The organism is Zobellia russellii (genome assembly GCF_018728565.1).
Lineage (GTDB): Bacteria > Bacteroidota > Bacteroidia > Flavobacteriales > Flavobacteriaceae > Zobellia > Zobellia russellii.
The window spans coordinates 163248-183890 of record NZ_JACSOI010000003.1; the positions used below are offsets into that span (position 1 = coordinate 163248).

Below are 20643 nucleotides of genomic sequence, written 5' to 3' on the forward strand. Positions count from 1 at the left end.
TTATGCAATTTTTAGAAAATTTTCAGCCAGAACTGGTTATATCATCACCGGGTAGAATTAACCTTATAGGTGAACATACGGACTACAACATGGGGTATGTGTTGCCTACGGCCATAGAAAAGAACATAACTTTTAGTTTTAGAAAGAACGGTTCTGAAAACCAATGCCATGTGTATAGCAAAACTTACGATACGGGTTTTGAGATAGATTTGAATAAAATTGCCGTAAGCAAGGTAGAATGGGAGAATTATATCCTGGGCGTGCTGAACGAAATTTCAAAAAGAACCGATAAGGTAAGAGGTTTTGACTGTGTTGTAGAAAGTAATTTGCCTACGGGTTCAGGTCTTAGTTCATCTGCGGCCTTAGAATGTGGTTTGGCTTTTGGTCTTAACGAAATTTTTGATCTTGGACTATCAAAAATAGAAATGGTTCAGCTTTCACAAACCGCGGAACATACATATGTGGGCACGCAGTGCGGAATTATGGATCAATTTGCCTCGGTTATGAGTGAGGCCGGTAATGTTATTTTATTGGATTGCCGTTCATTGGATTACGATCACATTCCCATAGATTTAAATCCGTATAAAATCATACTATTAAACACGAAAGTGTCTCATAATTTAGCTTCCAGTGAGTATAATACACGTAAGCAAGAATGTGAACAAGGGGTAGCCATTATCCAGAAAAAACATCCAAACGTAAAATCACTAAGGGATGTTGATAGCGAAATGCTCTTAGCTTCAAAAGAAGAGATGGATCCTATAGTTTATAATAGGTGTTCGTTTATTGTTAAGGAAAACGATAGAGTATTGGAAATGGTTAAAGCCTTAAAAGAGAACAATCTTAAAGAAGTAGGTCAGATTCTATATAAAGCTCACGAAGGAATTAGTACGGAGTATGAGGTGAGCTGTCCGGAATCTGATTTCTTGGTAGATTTCTCTAAAGGTAACGATCAGGTTTTAGGCGCTAGACAGACCGGTGGCGGTTTTGGAGGCTGTACCTTGAATATTGTACATGATAGTGCGGTAGAAGATTTTGTAAGTGCCGCAACCAAAGCATATAAAGATAAGTTTAATATTACTCTTGAAGCTTTTGAAGTCCGGCCAAGTGGCGGTACTTCCGCTATATAATTAAAAAGGCCGATTTTTTAAATCGGCCTTTTTTTTATTTTAAACAATAGACTTTACGCCTGAGAGTTCATAAGTGCATCTTCCAATGCTAATTTTTTATGTCTGCTTAACGGAATGGAATGCCCGCATACTTCAACTTGGGAGCCGTTAAATTTATCAACCCTATCTAAATTGATAATATAGGATTTGTGTACACGCAAGAATCTATCCTTAGGTAGCTTCTCGGCAAAGGATTTCATGGTAGATAAGATTAAAATATTCTTTTCTTCGGTTACCACCTTTATGTAATCGCCAAGACCTTCGATCCATTTAATATCACCAAGAACGAGCTTTAATTTTTTGAGTTTGCTGTTTACATAAATGTAATCGTCCTCATTTTCCTCAACTTCAATATTATTTTGAAGGGCCCTTTTTATAGCAGTGTTAAAACGGCTTTGGCCAATGGGTTTGAGAAGATAATCCGTTACATCGTAATCAAAGGCCTGCATGGCGTATTCTTCTTTTGCCGAAATTAAAATGATCTGCGGACGATTTTTTAAAGAATCCAAAAATTGAAACCCGTTAATGAGCGGCATTTCTATATCAAGAAAAACAAGGTCAACATTGTTCTTCTCCATATGTTTTTGAGCCTCTACCGCGTTCTTGTAGTCGGCTAGAAAACGCAGGTTAATATGATTTTTTATAAGCTTGGCAACTGCGATACGTTGTGTTTTAGAGTCATCTATAACTACGCACGTTAATTTTACAGAGTTCATAATAAGAGGATTGCTTAAAAAGTATGTAACTTCTTAAAGAGGTTAAATATTAATTAACTAATCACCTTCTTTTAACAGTTGTGGGGCCAGATAAAATAGGTTAGCTATTACAAATATATAGTTTAAAAATTTATTGGCTCCCCAGCTCATTTAAAATTAGACTTGACACCCGTAAAATTCCGAATATTTCATTCAAAGCTGATAGATGTCATGTTTTTTCTCTTTAAAAGGATATAGTTTTATTAAATCAAATCAAAAGTCATGCTAAAAGTCCTTTTGCCCACAGATTTTTCTGAAAATTCTAGAAATGCCATTGATTATGCCATGCGATTGTATGAGCATACAGAGTGTGTCTTTTATTTCTTGCACACCTATACTCCGGCAGCTTATAGAATAGATTACATCTTAGGTTCGCCCGCACAGGTAGGATTGGGAGATAATTGGCAATTGGAAGCAGAAAGTCAAATGCATGATTTCTGTACCAACATTGCAGAGGAGAACCAAAACCCAAGGCATACATTTATTGAACACATAGCTTTGGAATCCTTGTTAACCGAAATTCTAAAGGTATCTGCAAAAGAAAAAATAGATCGTATTGTTATGGGTACCCAAGGGGCAACAGGAGCAAAATCTGTTTTTTTAAGTACGAGAACGGTAAACGTAATTAAGATAGCGGCCTGTCCGGTACTAGTAATTCCTAATGGATGCTTTTATAATGAGCCTAAGAAAATAGCATTGGCAACTCATTTTAAAAGAAACTTCTCCGCAGACGTTTTGGAGCCTATAAAAGAAGTACTCAATAAGTACGAAGCCAGTATGCATGTAATGCATATAAATGAGGAGGAGCGGTTAGATTCTATACAGATTTCCAATAGAAATACCTTAGAAGCGTATTTATCAAGGTATAAACTCTCCTACCATTGGATGCCCAATTTTACAAACAAGACAAAGAGTATTCAGGTTTTTCTTAAGGAGTTGGATATTGATATTTTGGCCATGATCAAACATGATCATGACTTTCTTGAGGGTTTAATGAGAGAGCCTGTAATCAAAAAAGTAAGCTTTTGCGTAGAAATACCTTTTTTGGTGGTGCCAGTGGCCAACTAAACCAAGAGGTATCTTTAGGAAGTTCCTATGGCGTTCATAAAAGAATCCCTTCGGCTTCTGCTTAGGGTTATTTTTTTACCTTCAACCTCTACCATGGTGTTGTTGAATTTTTCTATTCTTTTTAAGTTGATGATATAAGATTTGTGAATACGTACAAATTGCGAAGTAGGTAGTTTTCCTTCAAAAGCTTTCATAGAGGACAATACAATGTGGTTAGATTTTTCGGTGACTAATTTTACGTAATCCCCTAAAGCTTCTATCCATTTAATATCCTTGTAGTTTATTTTTACTTTTCTTGAGTTGCTTTTCACAAAGAAATGCGCTTCATCTTGCAAGATTGCTGTCAGTTTAGCATTTCGCAGTGCTTTTTCAATTGATTTGTTAAATCGTGAGGACAAAAAAGGTTTCAGTAAATAATCGGTTACTTCATAATCAAATGCCCTAAAGGCATAATCTGGCTTACTGCTTACCAATATAATTTGCGGACTTTTTTTAAAACTTTCAATTAAATCAAAACCGGTAATCAACGGTAATTCCACAGTCAAAAAAAGGAGGTCAACATTTTCGTTCGCTCTATGGTTTTTTGCTTCTATTGCGTTTCTATAGGTTTTTTTAAACTTTAAACTCGTATGTTGATGAATTAATTTTTCCAGTTGCTTGGCGTGAGCAGGAGAATCTTCAATAATTGCACATGTCAACTTTAAATTTTCCATAATAGCTTGTTCTTTTTCAACCAGTATTTACGAGATGCGCATATGAAGGGTTTGGTTTTTCAAAAACTTTTTGTTAATTCATCTTTCGTTTTTAAATAAGGAAAGTTTAAAACCTTAGTGTTTATTGAAGGTCTGCGGCATTGTAAGTACGTAGAACAAATACGACCAATCCCTAAAACTTTTAATAACTTTTAGAAGGGTCTTTTTGCAAAAAGGCTATTTTTGTTTTTTAACTATTTTAAAATGAGTATTTGATTATGTCTGAGAAAATAGAAAGGCTTAAAACGTTGATTATAGGATCGGGACCTGCAGGTTATACTGCGGCTATTTATGCGGCCCGAGCAGATTTAAAACCGGTTGTTTATACTGGAATGGAGCCAGGAGGACAATTGACCACTACAACTGAGGTCGATAATTTTCCAGGCTACCCTGAAGGTATAGACGGACCAAGCATGATGGTACAATTACAACAGCAAGCAGAACGCTTTGGTACTGAGGTACGTATTGGCATGGCTACCGCTGTTGAGTTGAGTGATACCGTTGGAGGTATACACAAAGTTACTATTGACGATTCTAAGACTATAGAAGCAGAGACTATCATTATCTCAACGGGAGCTTCTGCAAAATACCTTAATATCCCTAGTGAACAGCGTTTACGTGGAGGTGGTGTTTCGGCATGTGCCGTTTGTGACGGATTCTTTTACAAAGGTCAAGATGTGGCTATTGTAGGTGCGGGAGATACTGCAGCGGAAGAAGCTTCATATTTAGCTAATATTTGTAACAAGGTTACTATGTTGGTACGTAAGGACCATATGCGTGCTTCAAAAGCAATGCAACACCGTGTTGAAAGTATCAAAAATATTGAAATTAGATATAACACAGAGGTTGATGAGGTTCTAGGTGAACAAGTAGTAGAAGGCTTGCGTATGGTGAACAACCAGACAGGGGCAAAAGAGGATATTGCTATCACCGGGCTTTTTATAGCTATTGGCCATAAACCGAATACCGATATATTTAAAGGTCAATTGGATATGGACGAAACCGGGTATATTATAACCAAGGGAAAATCTACCAAAACTAACAAACCTGGTGTTTTTGCCAGTGGAGATGCTCAGGACAAGGAGTACCGACAGGCCGTGACGGCAGCAGGTACAGGTTGTATGGCTGCGTTGGATGCAGAGCGTTATTTGGCTACGGTAGAAACTCCGCAGGAAGCAATCTAAGAATTGTAGGATATAAATTAGAAAAAAGCTGCTTTACGCAGCTTTTTTTATGGGTAATTGTTAATCTAAACGTTTATAATTTTCAGAATTTATCCTGTTTCCTTCTTCATCCCTAAAAATTTGACTGTACCTATCTTTTTCCAAATGTAATTCCATGTGCCATTTCATATCGGAATTGGCAATTTTTCTCATGGAGGCAGACATGTACTCTAACTTTTCCGTTAAGGTACTGTCCGTAGTTTCATAAGAACCATACCCGAACCACTCTACGGAATCGTTGGGTACGTAGCGGGTCCACATGACCTTACCGTTATAATACATTTTAATTTGTCGGTACCCGTCAACCGCAAGGAGTGTATCGGAAGGGTGTACGCCATCATTGTAGTTGTAGTGGCTAACAAGTTCCCAAGTCCCCTCAATAGAAGGGTGGTAGGGAGTGGATGGTGGTTCCAAGTTAGTAGCGGAAACAAGTAAAAAAGAAATACAGATTATAGTAATTAGTTTTTTCATGGCTAAGTGTTTTAAATGTTATTTGCGTTTTGATAAAACCAACTAAGAGGCATTAGCTTTATGGTTCTTAATTAATCAATGCGCCTATAATTTTCAGAAGCAATTCGCCCACCATCTTCATCTAATGAGATTTGGGTAAATGCGTTGTTTTCCAATTGTAGCTCCATACTCCATTGCATATCCGGGTTGGCAATTTTGCGCATGGAGGCAGACATATACTCTAGTTTTTCTGTAAGTGTGTTTTCCGTGGCTTCGTATGAGCCGTAACCAAACCATTCTACCGTTTTGTTTGGCGTGTAGCGTGTCCACATGACTTTACCGTTATAGTACATTTTAATTTGGCTGAAGCCCTTTTCCGGGGTTAGTGTATCTGTAACATTCTCACCATCATAGTTGTAGCGGCTAACCAGTTCCCATGTGCCTTCAATTGAAGGGTGAAGTTCAGTTTTAACAGTAGTAGTTCCTGTTGCGGAGATGAGTAGAAGCATCAATAAGGCCAATCCTAATAGTTTTTTCATAATAGTGTAGTTTAAATGGATAAGCGGTTTTGTACCAATAAGTTACAACAAATTTTGGGAAAATCGTATTTTTTGTAACAAAAAAATAGGGTATTCTCAGTGTAGGTAAAATCTTCAATTATGGGTATTTGTAAATCTAAATTGAATAAAATAGCATATTGATAAATTGACGAATGTATATTATAGATGTGTCATTTCTGCTCTTTAGCCTGATGTTTTGGGCAAAAAATACCTAAATTTAATAGATAAACTAACTCCAAAACACATGAAGAATATTACACTCGTAATGTTTGCCTTGCTTTGTTCATATACATCGTTTGGCCAAACAATTTCAGGAAATGTTACTGACACAAAAGAGGTGCCCCTGCCGGGTGTTTCTATTGTGGTCGTAAGAACTAACAAAGGTGCCACAACGGATTTTGATGGTAATTATACCATATCAGCTTCGGAGGGTGATGTACTCAACTTTTCCTATATAGGTATGAAAAGTAAGACTGTCACTATTGGCGCGGACCAAACCATTAATGTAGTCTTAGAAGAAGACGCCCAACAACTTAATGAGGTTGTGGTTACGGCCTTGGGTATTAAAAAGGAAAAACGCTCTGTTGGTTATGCAATTCAGGAAATTGGCTCCGATGAGCTTAATAGGGATAACAACGGAGATGTTTTAAGTGGAATACAAGGTAAAGTTGCCGGGGTAAATATCAACTCTAGTAGTGGTGCTGCCGGAGCTGGTTCTAGCATTATAATAAGGGGTATTACTTCTTTGAACCCTTCAGCAAACAATCAGCCATTATTTGTTGTAGATGGTATACCTATAAGTAATGAAGCTACAACGGGTAATCTTTTGCCAAGCACAGGGTCTAATGCACCCTCTTCCTCAGAGCAGTTTTCTTTTACGAACAGAGGGGCGGATATAAACCCTAATGATATAGAAAGTGTCTCCATATTAAAGGGTCCTGCTGCTACAGCTTTATATGGTGTAAGGGCAGCTAACGGGGTAGTGGTAATTACTACCAAGAAAGGAAAGAATGGAGAAACCAAATTTAACCTGAGAACAAGTATTGGTTGGCAGGAAGTAAATAAAACGCCTGATGTTCAAACCAAATGGCGCGAAGGAAGAGGTGGTGAGATTATTTCTACATCCAATAACAACGCCCCTGACGGATATGATTTTGCAGGTGACAACAGTTTTGGGTTTTGGACACTAGGTCCTAAGTATGGCCCAAACGACAAGAATTACGATAATTTCAAGAATTTTTTCAATAGGGCTTTTACTACTAGTAGTTCTTTAAATATAAGTGGTGGTGGTGAGAGTTATACTTATTTTGGTTCCATATCGCGGTCAGATGATGAGGGCTTGGTACCCAACACCTATTTTGATAGAACCTCCCTTAAGCTTTCAGGTACTTTTAATATAACAGATAAGTTTACGGTAGAACCCTCTTTTTCATACATTATTTCAGATGGGAGATTACCAAATGGTGGCGATAAGTCTATAATGAGTTCTCTGTCCTATTGGTCCCCTACAATAGATGTAAATGATTATATCCTGCCTAACGGAGACGAAAAAAATTATACGGCAGGAGTGGTAGACAATCCTCGTTATTTTGCTGAGGTAAGCTATCTGGACAGTAGGGTAAACAGAATTTTAGCCAATACAAAGTTCAATTATAAATTTAATGATTGGGCTTCCGTGCAATATCAATTGGGTGTAGACAATTATCATGATTCAAGGCTTCGTTTTGTTCCGCCGGATATTGACCCCGGTTCTGCGACCCAAGGTTTTATTGTTGACGAAGCTTTAAATTACAATGAGCTAACATCTAATTTGTTCGTTACACTATCAAAGGATTTTAACGAAGATTTTTCTGGGTCTATCCTCGTAGGAAACCAAATATCGGATACAAAAACAAGAAGGCTTACGTTACGTGCCGAAGGTCTTGACCCAAACAATTTAACAGCCTTTGGCCAGGCAAATAACTTCTTTGAGGATATTGGTGGTGCCGAACGTAAGATTGTTGGTGTGTTCGGAGATGCAAGGCTGGAGTATAAGAATACTTTGTTTTTGAACGTAACGGGTAGAAACGACTGGTCGTCTACACTACCAAAGGAGAATAGAAGTTTCTTTTATCCATCTTTCAATTTAAGTTACGTTCTATCTCAAACTCTTCAAGATGCAGGAAGCTTACCGGACTTTTTAACCTATGCTAAATTTAGGGCCTCTTATGCTGAAGTTGGTAAGGATGCCCCAGCTTATGTAGGAGTTTATTATGATCAACCCTCTAACTTTCCGTTTGGCACTGTAGATGGACTTTCACGAGATAGCTCCGGAGGTTCAAGTACCCTAAAACCGGAACGCACGGCTTCTATTGAAGTTGGTGGAGAGTTTAAGTTTTTCAATAATCGATTTGGAATAGACTTTACTTACTACAAACAAAATAGTAAGGATCAAATTCTACCCGTGCCCGTTGCCCAATCTTCTGGTTTTGATACGTTTGTTCTAAATGCAGGTGAAATTGAAAATAAAGGATTGGAAGCATTGGTAAATATTGTTCCCATAAGGAACGATAATTTTCAGTGGGATGTTACTTTAAACTGGTCTAAGGTTGAAGCGGAAGTTATTTCATTACCTAACGGTATAGACGAAATTATATTTGCCGATAGTGGTTTTCCCGGGGTTGTTTCCAAATTAGAAGTTGGCGGTGCTCCCGGTGACCTTTTTGGATACGTTTATGCAACACATGAAAATGGTAGTCGGTTAATTGGTGATGACGGTTTTCCTACCATCGTGGCCAATAACCCTTCTGATCGTGTTAAAGTGGGTAATGCGCTTCCAGATTGGTTGGGAAGTGTAAGCAGCACAGTTAAGTATAAAGGATTGGCATTATCATTTTTGTTGGAAAGAAAAGAAGGAGGTGAGCTTTATGACTCAGGGCAACGAAACGGTATCCGTAACGGGGTTTTGGCCATTACTGAATTCCGTGATGCCGAAATTGTTTTGGACGGTGTTCTGGCAGACGGTTCCCCAAATAATATTCCTGTGCTTATAGATGAAAATTACTATAGAAGTTCTTCTGTGTACAATCGTGCTTCAGAAATATTGGTTCAAGATGCTTCTTGGTGGCGTTTGCGCAATGTTACCCTGTCTTATGACCTTCCTAGTAAATTGATAAAGAATACCCCTTTTACAACAATGGGCTTCAGTTTTACAGGCACCAACCTTTGGTTAGATACGCCTTTTAGAGGTTATGACCCAGAAGGTAGTCAGTTTAGTGCCGGTACAAATGCTTATGGCTTTACCGGACTTAACATTCCTAATACAAAGTCGTTCATATTTGGTCTTAACCTTAATTTCTAGAAAAATGAAAGTTTTAAAATATATATTCTCGGTTACGGTAGCGACCTCTTTTTTAATTGGTTGTGATGATTATTTGGGCGATAATGTAGACCCGAACAAAGAGCTTCCTGAAAATGTTACGGAAGCAGATTTATTGCCTACGGCTATTTACAATTCATCCTCTGCACATTATAGTATAGCCTTAAGCATATGCCAATATTCTCAGCAATTGGCCTCTTATTTTGAGCCTGGGGCAGATACCCAGGAAGAGGTTCAGATCAGTGGAGGATGGAGCAATATTTATTTGCAGGCCTTGGCAGACTTGGGTCAAGTAGTTGCAATAGCTGAAGAAAACGGTGCTAACCACTATTTAGGTGTGGCTAAGGTTTTACAGGCATTCAATTTAGGACTCGCAACGGATCAGTGGGGAGACGTACCTTTTTCGTCGGCTTTAAAAGGCGAAGATGATTTTAAACCTTCCTATGATTCCCAAGAAAGTATTTACACTCAAATAAACAGCTTGTTAAATGAAGCAATCACTTTATTGGAAGCTTCGGGTTCCAGTACTATTGGTGAAGCGGATTTGATTTACAGCGGAGACCTGTCTAAATGGATAAAAACGGCTTATTTCTTAAAAGCTAAGTATGCGCTTCATTTATCCGAGGTAAACCAAACCGAAGCAATTGAGGGTGTATTGGCCAATGTATCTTCTAGCTTTTCTAGTAATGAAGATGATTTTCAGTTGGTATACAATGAAAGAAATTTTAACCCATGGAACTCAGGAGTTGTTTTGCCTAACAATACGGGAAATTTTTCAGTGTTATTGTCCGATCAGTTGGTAAGCTTAATGGATGGTACTTCAATACCATTTGCAACTATAGAACTAGACCCACGTTTGCCCCTAATTACTACTATAGGTGATGATACGGAGTATAGAGGAGCTATTAATGGTTCTGCAGGAAGTCATGAGCTGGCCGCATCGGAAGACGATGATGGAGTAAGTGCCAACACGGACCTTGGAGCTAATAATTTTTATTCCTCACAGACAGCTCCGGTACTATTAGGAAGTTATTCGGAACTCAGATTCATGGAAGCGGAAGCTCTATTCCTTCAGAATGGTGGTAACGCTACTTCTGTTGGTAGTTCTGTAGAAGCCTACAATGCTTATTTGGCTGGAGTTGAAGCTAATATGGATAAACTGGGGGTCTTGCCAGCCGATAAAGCGGCTTATTTAAGCGATGCGTCCGTTGCTGTTGGTGCTGATAATTTAACCATGGCGTTGATTATGCGCGAAAAGTTCATTGCTACTTTTTTAAATCCGGAATCTTTTGTTGATTTAAGAAGGTATGATTTTGACCCCAATGTTTTTATAGGCTTGGAATTGCCTGTGGGACATAATGAAATATTAAATGGGGAGTGGGTTAGAAGAGCCCAGTATCCTGCATCGGAGCAAACTAGAAATGGAGAACAAGTTGAGGCCGTAACCAAGAATATAAGTGAGCCTGTTTGGTGGGATAGGGATTAACCACTAAAGAATATTTTTTAAGGAAGGATATTGATGCAATGTAATACGTGCTCAATATCCTTTTTTTTATGGGCGGCACTCAATACGATTCTGCTCATAAGGGGAGCGCTTTCATCTGGATACGGAAAGCTGGTAACGATAATTCTATTGGCTTCAAGGTATTCGGTTAGTTGTAAGTCCGAAAAGGAATAGGCAGGATGACCCGGCATAAAATGGAATTTTTTTCGCTTTTTCAGATGCCTAAAAAAGTGATTCATATTTCGTTGTAGTCGCTTTCTTTTTAGGTCATAAATAACACCCGCTTCTACAAGAGTGGCCATAGCTGCTGGTGTTGCCGGACTTGCACCACCATAAAAAGAGGTCTCGGTTAAAGAATTGATGCGCTCATCCGTACCAAAAATGGCACCTGCTTGAATCCCGAAACCCTTGCCCAATGACCCGCAGACAATAAGTTCTTTGATCTTTAACTTGGATAAAATAGAGAAAACGCCACTTCCATTTTCCCCAACTACACCCAAACCATGGGAGTCGTCTACCACTAAAATAATTTCTTCTAATGGCAGTACTTGTAATGCTTCAAAACCAGGATAGTTACATCCTGAAAAATCAATACTGTCCAAAAATACAACCGGGGTAGTCTTACTGGAAGTTAGATGTTCGCGAACGGCAATATTCAATGCGGCAAAGGTGGTGAACGGTTTCCGTTTTACTTGGTATAGCGCAGAATGGGTGTTTGGTGCATAAAAGAAGTGATGTTCTTTGGAATTGAGCGCCTGAGCTAAAAACTGACCGGCCAAATATCCTGAGGATACCGTTATGCATCCTTCGCTACCAGCTAAATTGGCCAGATAACGCTCGGCCTCATCAAATACTCTTAAGCGAATATTGGATTTTCTAGAAGCTCCGTAATTGGTGCCATATCTTTTAATGTTATTGATAAACAGTTTTTGAAAATCACTGTCCGTTTGAAGTGCAAGGTAGGAGGTGCCCCCAAAATAGAGATGGGGGACTTCGTTAATGATTACTTTTCTTCCGGGAAATGTATCTATATAATGATTCATGGCCTAAGGCTTACTCCGGTTCCGTTCAACTGTGGGAAAACAAGTTTTCCGTTGGGCAAAATTTTAACGCCATCGGCTATATCGTCCTTTAAAAGTAGTGGGCCGTCCATATCTACATAATCAAGTTGGGGAACCAACTGCGCTATAGCCGAAATTCCTACGGTAGATTCCGTCATGCAACCGATCATAACTTTTATACCCATATCTTTTGCTTGGGCGATCATACGTAGAGCAGGGGTAATGCCTCCACATTTGGTCAATTTTATATTTATTCCACTGTAATGCAGCGCGCATTTTTTTACATCTGCCTCTACAATACAACTTTCATCGGCAATAACGGGTAGTACGCTATGATGCATAACTTTTTCCATTCCTTCCCAATCATCCGCCTTTAAAGGTTGTTCAAGAAATTCAACACCCAATTCTTTTAAAAGTGGGGCATTGGCAATAGTTTCATTAGCAGACCATGCACAGTTGGCATCTATTCTAAAAATAGCATCGGTATGCTTGCGCAGTTCCCTTACAATGGCAACATCATCTTCCGTTCCCAATTTTATTTTATAGATAGGCCATGGCATTTCTTTCATTTTCTCCAACATTTTTTCGACGGGAGCTATACCAATGGTATAGTTGGTTATGGGGTACGAGGCGTTACCGGTATTCCAAATACTATACAACGGTTTCTTATTGAGTTTTCCATATAGGTCCCATGCGGCCAGGTCTAATGCGCAAATAGCAAAATTAGAAAGGTTTTTTGTGGTTAGGAAAGCGTGGAAATTTTCCGGATGGTCTATGTTGAACGCCTCTATTTCTGTTCTGATTTCTTCAATTTCCGCCATCATACTTTCAACCGTAATCTTATAGTACGGATTAGAGGTAGTTTCACCGTAACCGGTTTCGCCGTTCAATGAAAGTGCAACGATAAGGGTATCTTGAAAATCGTGTGATTCACGAGAAATACTAAAGGTGTGTTTTAAGGCTAGGACGTATTTTTTTAAATCTAACTGCATGGTTCAATTCTTTCTACTAATATAAAAAGACAAATAGGGTTTGTAGTTTTCTGCGCGCTTTTTTTCGGAAAGAAGAAAAGATTAACATTAAAGACCCTTTAAACCAAAAACAAGCTGCCAAAAATTTGACAGCTTGCATTCATGGTCGATCGTTTTTTGATTTTAATATTTATGTACGCTGCCCGAAACCGATTTTTTTGTTTTTACACTGGCATTACCGGAGTAAGCAACATTGCCACCGCTGCTGGCATCGGCTACTAGGGTTTCTGAAACTAGAATTTTCATGTTACCGCCACTGCTGGCATCTGCGGTACAGGTTTTGGTAGAAAGCGTTTTTGCGTTAATATTACCACCGCTACTTACATCTACATCTGCACGATTAGCTTTGCCGGAGATGTTTAGATTGGCTCCACTACTGGCATCTATTTCAATGGTATTTGCTATAAGTTCTACACTAATTTGAGCGCCACTGCTGCCATCAATTTCTAGATCATCACTTTCAATGGTGTTTTCAATACGAAGTTGAGAACCGCTAGAAGCATTTAAACTAGTTATTACGGGAAGCGAAACATATACAGTTTTGATTGCTTTGCCAATGTTCTCTCTGGCATGAATACGTAATTTCCCATTTTTTATATCCGTAGCAATAAGGTCTATAATGTTCTCATCTGCTTCTACCTTAATGTCAAATTCATCGGCTTGGGTTACGTACACCATTAGCCCTTCTGAGGATGATACTTTGGTAAACTCGCCCGTTACTTCTCGGTTATCCGTTACTACGGTTCCGTTTCCTTTTTCTCCTGTTCCAAAATCTCCTATGTTTATGTCAAACCCACAGGATGATAGAAATAGCGCAACTAAGAATGCTATTGCAATACGAATTAATGTTGTCATGATTGTTGTTTTTAGATTGATGTAAAATTGAACTATTGGTTGCGTTCTGACCAGATTTTCAGACTCAAACGTCATATTTTGATACTGAATTGATTACACTGGATAGATCGCCTTGATAATTATGTTTTATAATTGGTGTCCTCAGGTTCAGAACGCTTGTCGTCTATATCTATATCAATGCCGTTTTCATCTATATTGATTCGGTTTTTACCATCAGAGCCATTTTCGTTGGATTTTATTTGTACTCCGTCTTCACCTATTTTCATTTTAAATGATTCACCATCTTCTTGAATGTCTATATCAATACCGCCTTCGTTAATTCTGATTTTGTTTCTTCCGTTATTGTCATCATCAAAATCATCATCATCGTCCTCATCAACAAACTCCGGGCATTCTAGACATTTTAATTCTCCATCAGAACCCATTTTCCATGTATAATCGCTTATATCGCAGGCATCCAAGTTTCTATCGTTTTGAATATGGAAGCGCCAGCATCTATAATCGCTATCATTTACATAGTTAAGAACAGTGCCTTCTGGAATGTAAAGGTTGATGCGAACCTCTTGGTTCATCATTTTATTCTCTCTGGCAGTTGTTAAAAAGTCTTGAAGGTAAAGTGTGCTGTTTTCAACCTTGTAACTATAGTTGATAGCTTCGGCATATTTTTCTGCCACCTCAAAAGAAGAACCATCGGATTCTTTTATAATCTCTATTCTAGTGATGGTGTCTTTTGATTTTTCCAAATAGAAGCTAACATCATCTAACACCATTACTTCTTCACCAGATTCGTTTCTGCTAATAGTAACTCCGTTACCCATCTCAACTTTACGCTTGTTTCGGAATTTTCGGTTGTAGGATTCCAAGTTGATTTCTAAGGTGTCAACCGTGGTTGGAAAATGAATATTCTCCATAGTTACAGTAGATTCAGAAAATGCGCGCGCAGAAGCTTGTTTTATTCCAAAAACAATCAATAGTATTATGGAAATCAACCAAAGGCCTAATAATGAGAATTTAGCAATACTTCCAATAGATTTAAGGTTGTTGACCAAGATTTTCAATCCTAAATAAAGAAGAAAGAAAAACGGAATACCTATGGCAAAAAATCCAAGTAGTGAAATCAACCAGATAGACATATCACTGGCATCCACAATATGGTACATGTTTATTCCTGGTACATGAACCATATCTGCAATACCTACTGTTATCATTCCTATAAACAGCCCAATAATAGTAGCCGCACCAATAAGGATTAGGAGAATACCGATAAACTTTCCAAAGATTTTGAAGAAAAACATTATGATATCTCCTAAAGTGTCAAAAAACGACTGACCACCACTTTTTACTTTGTTACCTACACCTTCATAATCAACGCTCTTAATTTTTTGGGCAACATCATCAAAGCCTTCCTTGACCTTGCGTTCTATATTGCTGATGTTGATGTCCTCCCCCCGCATATCCAATTTTTGCGATGTGGTAACTGCTTCGGGAATCAATAACCAGAGTAGTCCGTAGATTAAAATAAACCCACCCGAAGAGCCAATGGTTAACAGTACCCATATTAAACGCACCCAAAGTGGGTCTATATTAAAGTAATGTGCCAGACCGGAAGATACGCCCGCTACATATTTGTGCTCTGTATCTCGGTACAGTTTCTTGGATTTTCTTGGTTCCGAATAACTACTTCTTGTATTGGGTTCGTCTTCAAAAATATCTTCGTCAACCATATAGTCTTCTGGTTGCCCCATGATGGCGATAACCTCGTCTACCTGTTTTTGGGTAATGACCTGGCGCTCGTTCTCAAGCTTTTCATGAAATAGTTCCGCTATACGGGCTTCAATATCTGCCAGTATCTCATCACTGCCGGGAGTATTTGCAAAAGACCGTTTAACGGACTCTAAGTAGCGCTGCATTTTGTTATATGCGTCTTCATCCATATGGAAGAGCATATTGGCTAGATTAATGTTTATAGTTTTGTTCATTTTAGTCGTTTTTTCTCTGTAAGTGCATAGTAAGTATGAAGCTGCAGAGTAGTTTTTTAGGTTTATTTATTATTGGTTACCAAATTTGTTGCTGTTCTTAGCTCGTCCCACGTACTGTCCAGTTCCTTTAGAAAAAGTTTACCGGTTTCTGTAAGTGCATAATATTTTCTTGGGGGACCAGAAGTTGATTCTTCCCAGCGGTAGCTGAGTAGTCCCGCATTTTTAAGACGGGTAAGCAAAGGGTAAATAGTGCCCTCTACCACAAGCATTTTTGCATCTTTTAGCGTTTCAAGAATTTCAGAGGCGTATTTGTCCTTTCCGTTAAGGATAGACAGAATACAGTACTCCAAAACGCCCTTGCGCATTTGTGCTTTTGTATTTTCTACATTCATAATTTCTTTTTGCTTTTTATGCAGTTCCTTTAAATTGGGGGAACGTGATTGTTCATAAATGGTACGCTGCATAGTTTGATTGTTCGTTTTTTTGCTATTCCACATCCGTTTTGGTTAATGCCCCGTGATTAGTGGGACCCGTTGCGGATTTAGAATAAATTGATTGATGAATAAACTCCTTTTTGATTGGGTATGATGAGTACCCTTTTTCTATTAATGAAGGCTTATGACCCTCGTGATTTTCCAATTAGAATCTGTGTTTTTCCATATCATTATAAATTTACCAGGCTTGGAAATAGCATCCGGTTCCTGGTTGTTGTGAAATTTGTGCATTCCTATTTCTACGGCGCCAAACCCGCTTATGGGGTACACCTCTATACTTCCTTCAACCAATTCGCGTGTTACTTTTCCGCAGATGTTCTTCTTTAAGCTTTCCAGCAAATCTTGTTTTGATGTGGATAATCCGCCTTTGTCATGATAGAACTCCAAATCTTCGGCATACATCGCGGCTTGTTTGTCCATATTACAGGTATTGTATGCCTCAAAATATTCGGTATCTAACCGGATAATTGTTTCCCTTAATTCCTCTTCGGAAGGAGATTGTGCCGTCATTCCCCAGAAGCTAAAAGCAAAAACAAGTGCGGTTATGAATGTGTACAATCTCATTATTTTAAAAACTTTATAGTTAGCGGATATGAAAATTCTTGGCCCTCATTAGTACGGATAACGGCAAGTATGGTGTATACTACGTTCACTACAAAAAGGGCACCGTGGGCCAAACCTGCTATACCTAATGGAAATAGCCAAGAACCAAAATTAAGACCTTGACTCAAATCAAGATTAAGATTGTTGTAATCGTTTAAATGGTCAAGCCCCAAAAAGCTACTGTTTAACAATTCAGGAAAAAAACCTAGAAACATAGGAATGCTGATTGCACCAAGGACAATAGAGTAGAGCAAAAGGCTAATCTGAAAATTTAACACCTGTTTGCCGTTGTAGTCCACAAACGCATAATCCTTTTTATTGGCGGTCCATAACACTAACGGAATTATAAAGTTACCGAAAGGAATAAAGAATTTTGAAAAAGAAGAAGCGTGCACGATTGCCGCTAAATTTCGTTCATGTTTTGTTATTGTACTTTCCATCGCTTAGTAATTTCTTATGCAAATATATATCTAAAAGAAGGTACTATGCAAAACAAAGTACTAAATATTAACATTATATTAACAATTGTAAACAGGAAAAAAATATCTACATTTAGGAAAAATATATAAGACAATGGCAGTATCTACGGGCAAGTTCAACACATTTACATTTTTTAAATTACCATCTGCATGGTGGAGTGGGGTTAGGTTGCGTTATATGGATGAGAAGAAGGCTGTTGTAACCGTTACCCATAAATGGTTTAATCAAAATCCGTTTAAAAGCATGTTTTGGGCAGTGCAGGGTATGGCTGCAGAACTAAGTACGGGAGCCATGGTCATAACCCAGATTAGAGAAAGTGGAAAGAAAATTTCTATGCTCGTAGCTAATAATAATGCCAATTTTTCTAAAAAGGCAACCGGAAAAATAACCTTTACTTGTGAGGATGGCCACCTCATAAAAGAAGCCATAGACAAAACTATTGCTACTGGAGAGGGACAGGCGTTTTGGATGAAGTCCGTTGGTGTTAATGAAGATGGAATAGTAGTATCTACCTTTAATTTTGAGTGGACTGTGCGGGTAAAACAATAAAAATTTTCACTCTATCTGTAACATTTTCCGCTTCATGGCCAACTAACATACATCAATAAAAAACGAAAAGAAATGAACGCACACGAAATAGACTACCAAATTTATGGTGAAGAAATGCAATATGTAGAAATAGAACTAGACCCGCAGGAAGCCGTAGTGGCCGAGGCCGGTAGTTTTATGATGATGGATTCCGATATTAAGATGGATACCATTTTTGGAGATGGCTCCAACCAAGAAACGGGTGTTTTAGGCAAGATTTTTTCCGCAGGTAAACGTATCCTTACGGGAGAGAGTCTTTTTATGACCGCTTTTTTAAATATAGGACTAGGCAAGAAAAAGGTAAGCTTTGCATCGCCCTATCCAGGAAAAATACTTCCCATAGACCTATCTGAAAAGCAAGGTAAGTTCATTTGTCAAAAAGATGCTTTTCTCTGCGCCGCTCAAGGGGTATCCGTTGGCATTGAATTTTCAAGAAAGCTAGGTCGTGGCCTATTTGGTGGTGAAGGGTTTATCATGCAAAAATTAGAGGGAGACGGCATGGCTTTTGTACACGCAGGTGGTACTATGGCCAAAAAGGAGCTTACCGCAGGTGAGGTCCTTAAGGTAGATACCGGCTGTATTGTTGGTTTTTCACAAACCGTAGATTATGATATTGAATTTGTAGGCGGAATAAAAAATACGGTTTTTGGTGGTGAGGGTCTTTTCTTTGCCACGTTAAGAGGTCCGGGAACCGTTTATGTTCAATCTTTGCCATTCAGTAGGCTTGCCGGCCGTGTTTTAGCATCGGTGCCAAGAGGAGGTAAGGATAAAGGTGAAGGAAGTATATTGGGTACGCTTGGAGATATAGTAGGAGGGGATAATCGTTTTTAGGTGTTCTTACCGTATATAAATAACTTAAATGGTATAACGCCTCTAATGGCGATAATTTAATGGATTTTAAAAACCTAGTTGAATTTTTAAAGGCACTTCAACGGAACAATTCCAAAGAGTGGATGGATGCCAACCGTAAGTGGTATAAGGAAGTGCGGTACGATTTTGTAAAATGGTTGGACCATATGAATCTTATCTTGGCAGAAATAGACCAAGAGTATTATGATACACCGGGTAAAAAGGGCATTAACCGGATTAACAATAACCTTATGTTTCATCCCAACAAGCCGGTATACAAAGATCACTTTGGAGCTGGCTTGGACAAGAGACCCTTTACGGCCGATTTTTATATTGAAATAGGAATAGAAAGATGCATCTTGGCCGGTGGTTTTTGGCGGCCTGATTCAGGAACGCTCAAGAGTATCCGTGAAGGTATTGACTATGATGGAGATTTATTAAAGGATATCCTGGAGAAAAAATCATTTCAAAAGGCGTTTGGCGGACTTTATGAAGACGCAAAACTCATAAAGGCCCCAAAAGGATTCTCCAATTCCCATGAGCATATAGAGCTTTTAAGAAATAAAACATTTGCCGTAGCACATGAATTTTTTACAAATGAGGTATTTATGTCCGGTTTTGAGGATAAAGTTGTTAATTTATACAAAGAAATGCTGCCTTTTAGGCGATATCTTAATAAAGCGGTGACTGTGATTTAAAATTGAAAGAAAAATAAATGATTTACCTATTTTTATTTCATTTTTGAATTATTTTTCTAGTTTTGAAAGATTTTTCTGACTATATTTTGAGCGATTATGGAATTTGAAGAAGTTACCCCGTTAACAATATGGATTATAGATGACGATCTTGTATCGTTGTTTGCGGCTAGGTATGGCATAGAACAACTGGGGAAGCCTTACATAGTTGTGGATTTTGACAGCGCCGAAGTTGCTCTTAAAGTATTGTCCGATAGTCTTGAAGGTTCCACCAATCTCCCGGATATAATCTTACTGGATTTGGTAATGCCCAAAATGGATGGTTGGGAATTTTTGCAAAAACTTGAAGAAATGCCAGAGCATGTAAAAGCTACTGACGTTTATATACTTTCGGCATTTTTAAGTACCAAAGAAAGACAACGGGCTTCTCACCACCCCGAGGTAAAAGGATATTTTGATAAGCCTATCTCAAAAAGAGCTTTAGGCCGTATATTTGGAGAAAAAGAAGAAGCCCGGTAAGGTTTCTCTTTTTTTTTGAACTAATCTCTCTTGTATAATCTCATACAATTTCAACGTGAAGAACGGTAAAATCAAGAATATTAAGAAAGAAGTATTATCGGACAATTGGTATACTCTTAATAAATATGTGTACGAATATCAAAAGGAAGACGGTTCTTGGGAAACTCAAGAAAGGGAAGCCTATGACCGGGGCAATGGGGCTGCAATTCTGCTGTATAATAAGAAAAAAGGAACAGTTGTTCTAACGCGACAATTTCGTATGCCTACCTATGTAAATGGCAATACCAACGGCATGATGATTGAGGTCTGTGCCGGTCTTTTAGATGGTGATAACCCGGAAGATTGTATCCGTAAAGAGGTAGAAGAGGAAACCGGCTACCAAATAGAAAACGTTCATAAAGTTTTTGAATCTTATATGTCTCCAGGTTCGGTTACAGAGGTACTCCATTTTTTTGTGGGTGCCTATGAAGAAAAGATGAAAATTGGCGAAGGAGGAGGAGCGGATGATGAAACCGAAAATATAGAGGTTTTGGAATATCCGTTTCAAGTTGCCATGGGCATGATAACTTCAGGGGAGATTAAAGATGCAAAAACAATACTTCTTTTACAGTATGCAGCGGTGCATAAGCTGTTGGAATAATCACCTTTTA

General features: G+C 38.4%; 21 protein-coding genes. 10 read left to right on the forward strand and 11 right to left on the reverse strand.

Going from position 1 to position 20643, the window contains the following annotated elements; genetic code table 11:
* The first annotated feature begins 2 nt into the window (after positions 1 to 2).
* A complete protein-coding gene (galK, locus tag H9565_RS08740) occupies positions 3 to 1130 on the forward strand; it encodes a galactokinase (RefSeq protein WP_215438861.1) in 1128 nt (375 codons plus the stop codon).
* 53 nt (positions 1131 to 1183) lie between these two features.
* Here the strand turns inward: galK and H9565_RS08745 are convergent, their stop codons facing one another.
* On the reverse strand, positions 1184 to 1885 hold the full coding sequence (locus tag H9565_RS08745; RefSeq protein ID WP_215438863.1) for a LytR/AlgR family response regulator transcription factor: 702 nt from the start codon (positions 1883 to 1885) through the stop codon (positions 1184 to 1186).
* 261 nt (positions 1886 to 2146) lie between these two features.
* On the opposite strand from H9565_RS08745, the gene H9565_RS08750 reads away from it, so the two are divergent.
* Entirely contained in the window at positions 2147 to 2992 is an 846-nt protein-coding gene (locus H9565_RS08750) for a universal stress protein (protein ID WP_215438865.1), read from the forward strand.
* A gap of 14 nt (positions 2993 to 3006) precedes the next feature.
* Here the strand turns inward: H9565_RS08750 and H9565_RS08755 are convergent, their stop codons facing one another.
* Positions 3007 to 3705, reverse strand: coding sequence for a LytR/AlgR family response regulator transcription factor (locus H9565_RS08755; RefSeq protein ID WP_215438867.1), 699 nt, complete (start codon positions 3703 to 3705; stop codon positions 3007 to 3009).
* A gap of 257 nt (positions 3706 to 3962) precedes the next feature.
* On the opposite strand from H9565_RS08755, the gene trxB reads away from it, so the two are divergent.
* Entirely contained in the window at positions 3963 to 4928 is a 966-nt protein-coding gene (trxB, locus tag H9565_RS08760) for a thioredoxin-disulfide reductase (RefSeq protein ID WP_215438869.1), read from the forward strand.
* 60 nt (positions 4929 to 4988) lie between these two features.
* On the opposite strand, the gene H9565_RS08765 is transcribed toward trxB, so the two are convergent.
* Together H9565_RS08765 and H9565_RS08770 are read right to left on the reverse strand one after the other, a co-directional pair.
* On the reverse strand, positions 4989 to 5438 hold the full coding sequence (locus tag H9565_RS08765) for a hypothetical protein (RefSeq protein WP_215438871.1): 450 nt from the start codon (positions 5436 to 5438) through the stop codon (positions 4989 to 4991).
* Between the two features lie 71 nt (positions 5439 to 5509).
* On the reverse strand, positions 5510 to 5956 hold the full coding sequence (locus H9565_RS08770; protein WP_215438872.1) for a hypothetical protein: 447 nt from the start codon (positions 5954 to 5956) through the stop codon (positions 5510 to 5512).
* Positions 5957 to 6221: 265 nt separating this feature from the next.
* Between H9565_RS08770 and H9565_RS08775 the strand changes: the two genes are divergently transcribed.
* Positions 6222 to 9317 carry a SusC/RagA family TonB-linked outer membrane protein gene (locus tag H9565_RS08775; RefSeq protein WP_215438873.1) on the forward strand — a complete coding sequence of 1032 codons (3096 nt, stop codon included), beginning with the start codon at positions 6222 to 6224 and terminating at the stop codon, positions 9315 to 9317.
* Positions 9318 to 9321: 4 nt separating this feature from the next.
* Positions 9322 to 10821 carry a SusD/RagB family nutrient-binding outer membrane lipoprotein gene (locus tag H9565_RS08780; protein WP_215438874.1) on the forward strand — a complete coding sequence of 500 codons (1500 nt, stop codon included), beginning with the start codon at positions 9322 to 9324 and terminating at the stop codon, positions 10819 to 10821.
* A 17-nt stretch (positions 10822 to 10838) separates the two neighbouring features.
* Here H9565_RS08780 and H9565_RS08785 read toward each other — a convergent pair whose 3' ends face one another.
* From H9565_RS08785 to H9565_RS08815, 7 genes are all read right to left on the reverse strand, one after another.
* A complete protein-coding gene (locus H9565_RS08785) occupies positions 10839 to 11882 on the reverse strand; it encodes an aminotransferase class I/II-fold pyridoxal phosphate-dependent enzyme (RefSeq protein WP_215438876.1) in 1044 nt (347 codons plus the stop codon).
* Complete coding sequence (locus H9565_RS08790; protein ID WP_215438879.1) at positions 11879 to 12892, reverse strand: dipeptide epimerase; 1014 nt, start codon at positions 12890 to 12892, stop codon at positions 11879 to 11881. The genes H9565_RS08785 and H9565_RS08790 overlap by 4 nt, the downstream gene beginning before the upstream one ends.
* Positions 12893 to 13054: 162 nt before the next feature.
* Entirely contained in the window at positions 13055 to 13786 is a 732-nt protein-coding gene (locus H9565_RS08795; protein ID WP_215438881.1) for a head GIN domain-containing protein, read from the reverse strand.
* A gap of 119 nt (positions 13787 to 13905) precedes the next feature.
* The gene (locus H9565_RS08800) at positions 13906 to 15765 is read right to left on the reverse strand and encodes a PspC domain-containing protein (protein ID WP_215438883.1); all 1860 of its coding nucleotides are present in this window, start codon (positions 15763 to 15765) and stop codon (positions 13906 to 13908) included.
* Between the two features lie 62 nt (positions 15766 to 15827).
* Positions 15828 to 16157, reverse strand: coding sequence for a PadR family transcriptional regulator (locus H9565_RS08805; RefSeq protein WP_215439474.1), 330 nt, complete (start codon positions 16155 to 16157; stop codon positions 15828 to 15830).
* 213 nt (positions 16158 to 16370) lie between these two features.
* Positions 16371 to 16823 carry a nuclear transport factor 2 family protein gene (locus H9565_RS08810; protein ID WP_215438885.1) on the reverse strand — a complete coding sequence of 151 codons (453 nt, stop codon included), beginning with the start codon at positions 16821 to 16823 and terminating at the stop codon, positions 16371 to 16373.
* Positions 16823 to 17302 (reverse strand): DUF4870 domain-containing protein, encoded by a 480-nt coding sequence (locus H9565_RS08815; protein WP_215438886.1) that lies wholly within the window; start codon positions 17300 to 17302, stop codon positions 16823 to 16825. The genes H9565_RS08810 and H9565_RS08815 overlap by 1 nt, the downstream gene beginning before the upstream one ends.
* A 133-nt stretch (positions 17303 to 17435) precedes the next feature.
* On the opposite strand from H9565_RS08815, the gene H9565_RS08820 reads away from it, so the two are divergent.
* The 5 genes from H9565_RS08820 (at position 17436) to nudK (ending at position 20633) form a co-directional block, all read left to right on the forward strand.
* Complete coding sequence (locus H9565_RS08820) at positions 17436 to 17891, forward strand: DUF4442 domain-containing protein (protein ID WP_215438887.1); 456 nt, start codon at positions 17436 to 17438, stop codon at positions 17889 to 17891.
* A gap of 72 nt (positions 17892 to 17963) precedes the next feature.
* Positions 17964 to 18761, forward strand: a complete 798-nt coding sequence (locus tag H9565_RS08825; RefSeq protein WP_215438888.1) for a TIGR00266 family protein — start codon at positions 17964 to 17966, stop codon at positions 18759 to 18761.
* 59 nt (positions 18762 to 18820) lie between these two features.
* On the forward strand, positions 18821 to 19477 hold the full coding sequence (locus H9565_RS08830; protein ID WP_215438889.1) for a DUF2461 domain-containing protein: 657 nt from the start codon (positions 18821 to 18823) through the stop codon (positions 19475 to 19477).
* A gap of 96 nt (positions 19478 to 19573) precedes the next feature.
* On the forward strand, positions 19574 to 19993 hold the full coding sequence (locus H9565_RS08835; RefSeq protein ID WP_215438890.1) for a response regulator: 420 nt from the start codon (positions 19574 to 19576) through the stop codon (positions 19991 to 19993).
* A gap of 55 nt (positions 19994 to 20048) precedes the next feature.
* On the forward strand, positions 20049 to 20633 hold the full coding sequence (gene nudK / locus H9565_RS08840) for a GDP-mannose pyrophosphatase NudK (protein WP_215438892.1): 585 nt from the start codon (positions 20049 to 20051) through the stop codon (positions 20631 to 20633).
* The last annotated feature ends 10 nt before the right edge of the window (positions 20634 to 20643 follow it).

Excerpts from the sequence above, each read along its gene's own strand:
- galK (WP_215438861.1), top strand. The coding sequence starts at position 3 with ATGCAATTTTTAGAAAATTTTCAGCCAGAACTGGTTATATCATCACCG.
- H9565_RS08745 (WP_215438863.1), bottom strand. The coding sequence starts at position 1,885 with ATGAACTCTGTAAAATTAACGTGCGTAGTTATAGATGACTCTAAAACA.
- H9565_RS08750 (WP_215438865.1), top strand. The coding sequence starts at position 2,147 with ATGCTAAAAGTCCTTTTGCCCACAGATTTTTCTGAAAATTCTAGAAAT.
- H9565_RS08755 (WP_215438867.1), bottom strand. The coding sequence starts at position 3,705 with ATGGAAAATTTAAAGTTGACATGTGCAATTATTGAAGATTCTCCTGCT.
- trxB (WP_215438869.1), top strand. The coding sequence starts at position 3,963 with ATGTCTGAGAAAATAGAAAGGCTTAAAACGTTGATTATAGGATCGGGA.
- H9565_RS08765 (WP_215438871.1), bottom strand. The coding sequence starts at position 5,438 with ATGAAAAAACTAATTACTATAATCTGTATTTCTTTTTTACTTGTTTCC.
- H9565_RS08770 (WP_215438872.1), bottom strand. The coding sequence starts at position 5,956 with ATGAAAAAACTATTAGGATTGGCCTTATTGATGCTTCTACTCATCTCC.
- H9565_RS08775 (WP_215438873.1), top strand. The coding sequence starts at position 6,222 with ATGAAGAATATTACACTCGTAATGTTTGCCTTGCTTTGTTCATATACA.
- H9565_RS08780 (WP_215438874.1), top strand. The coding sequence starts at position 9,322 with ATGAAAGTTTTAAAATATATATTCTCGGTTACGGTAGCGACCTCTTTT.
- H9565_RS08785 (WP_215438876.1), bottom strand. The coding sequence starts at position 11,882 with ATGAATCATTATATAGATACATTTCCCGGAAGAAAAGTAATCATTAAC.
- H9565_RS08790 (WP_215438879.1), bottom strand. The coding sequence starts at position 12,892 with ATGCAGTTAGATTTAAAAAAATACGTCCTAGCCTTAAAACACACCTTT.
- H9565_RS08795 (WP_215438881.1), bottom strand. The coding sequence starts at position 13,786 with ATGACAACATTAATTCGTATTGCAATAGCATTCTTAGTTGCGCTATTT.
- H9565_RS08800 (WP_215438883.1), bottom strand. The coding sequence starts at position 15,765 with ATGAACAAAACTATAAACATTAATCTAGCCAATATGCTCTTCCATATG.
- H9565_RS08805 (WP_215439474.1), bottom strand. The coding sequence starts at position 16,157 with ATGAATGTAGAAAATACAAAAGCACAAATGCGCAAGGGCGTTTTGGAG.
- H9565_RS08810 (WP_215438885.1), bottom strand. The coding sequence starts at position 16,823 with ATGAGATTGTACACATTCATAACCGCACTTGTTTTTGCTTTTAGCTTC.
- H9565_RS08815 (WP_215438886.1), bottom strand. The coding sequence starts at position 17,302 with ATGGAAAGTACAATAACAAAACATGAACGAAATTTAGCGGCAATCGTG.
- H9565_RS08820 (WP_215438887.1), top strand. The coding sequence starts at position 17,436 with ATGGCAGTATCTACGGGCAAGTTCAACACATTTACATTTTTTAAATTA.
- H9565_RS08825 (WP_215438888.1), top strand. The coding sequence starts at position 17,964 with ATGAACGCACACGAAATAGACTACCAAATTTATGGTGAAGAAATGCAA.
- H9565_RS08830 (WP_215438889.1), top strand. The coding sequence starts at position 18,821 with ATGGATTTTAAAAACCTAGTTGAATTTTTAAAGGCACTTCAACGGAAC.
- H9565_RS08835 (WP_215438890.1), top strand. The coding sequence starts at position 19,574 with ATGGAATTTGAAGAAGTTACCCCGTTAACAATATGGATTATAGATGAC.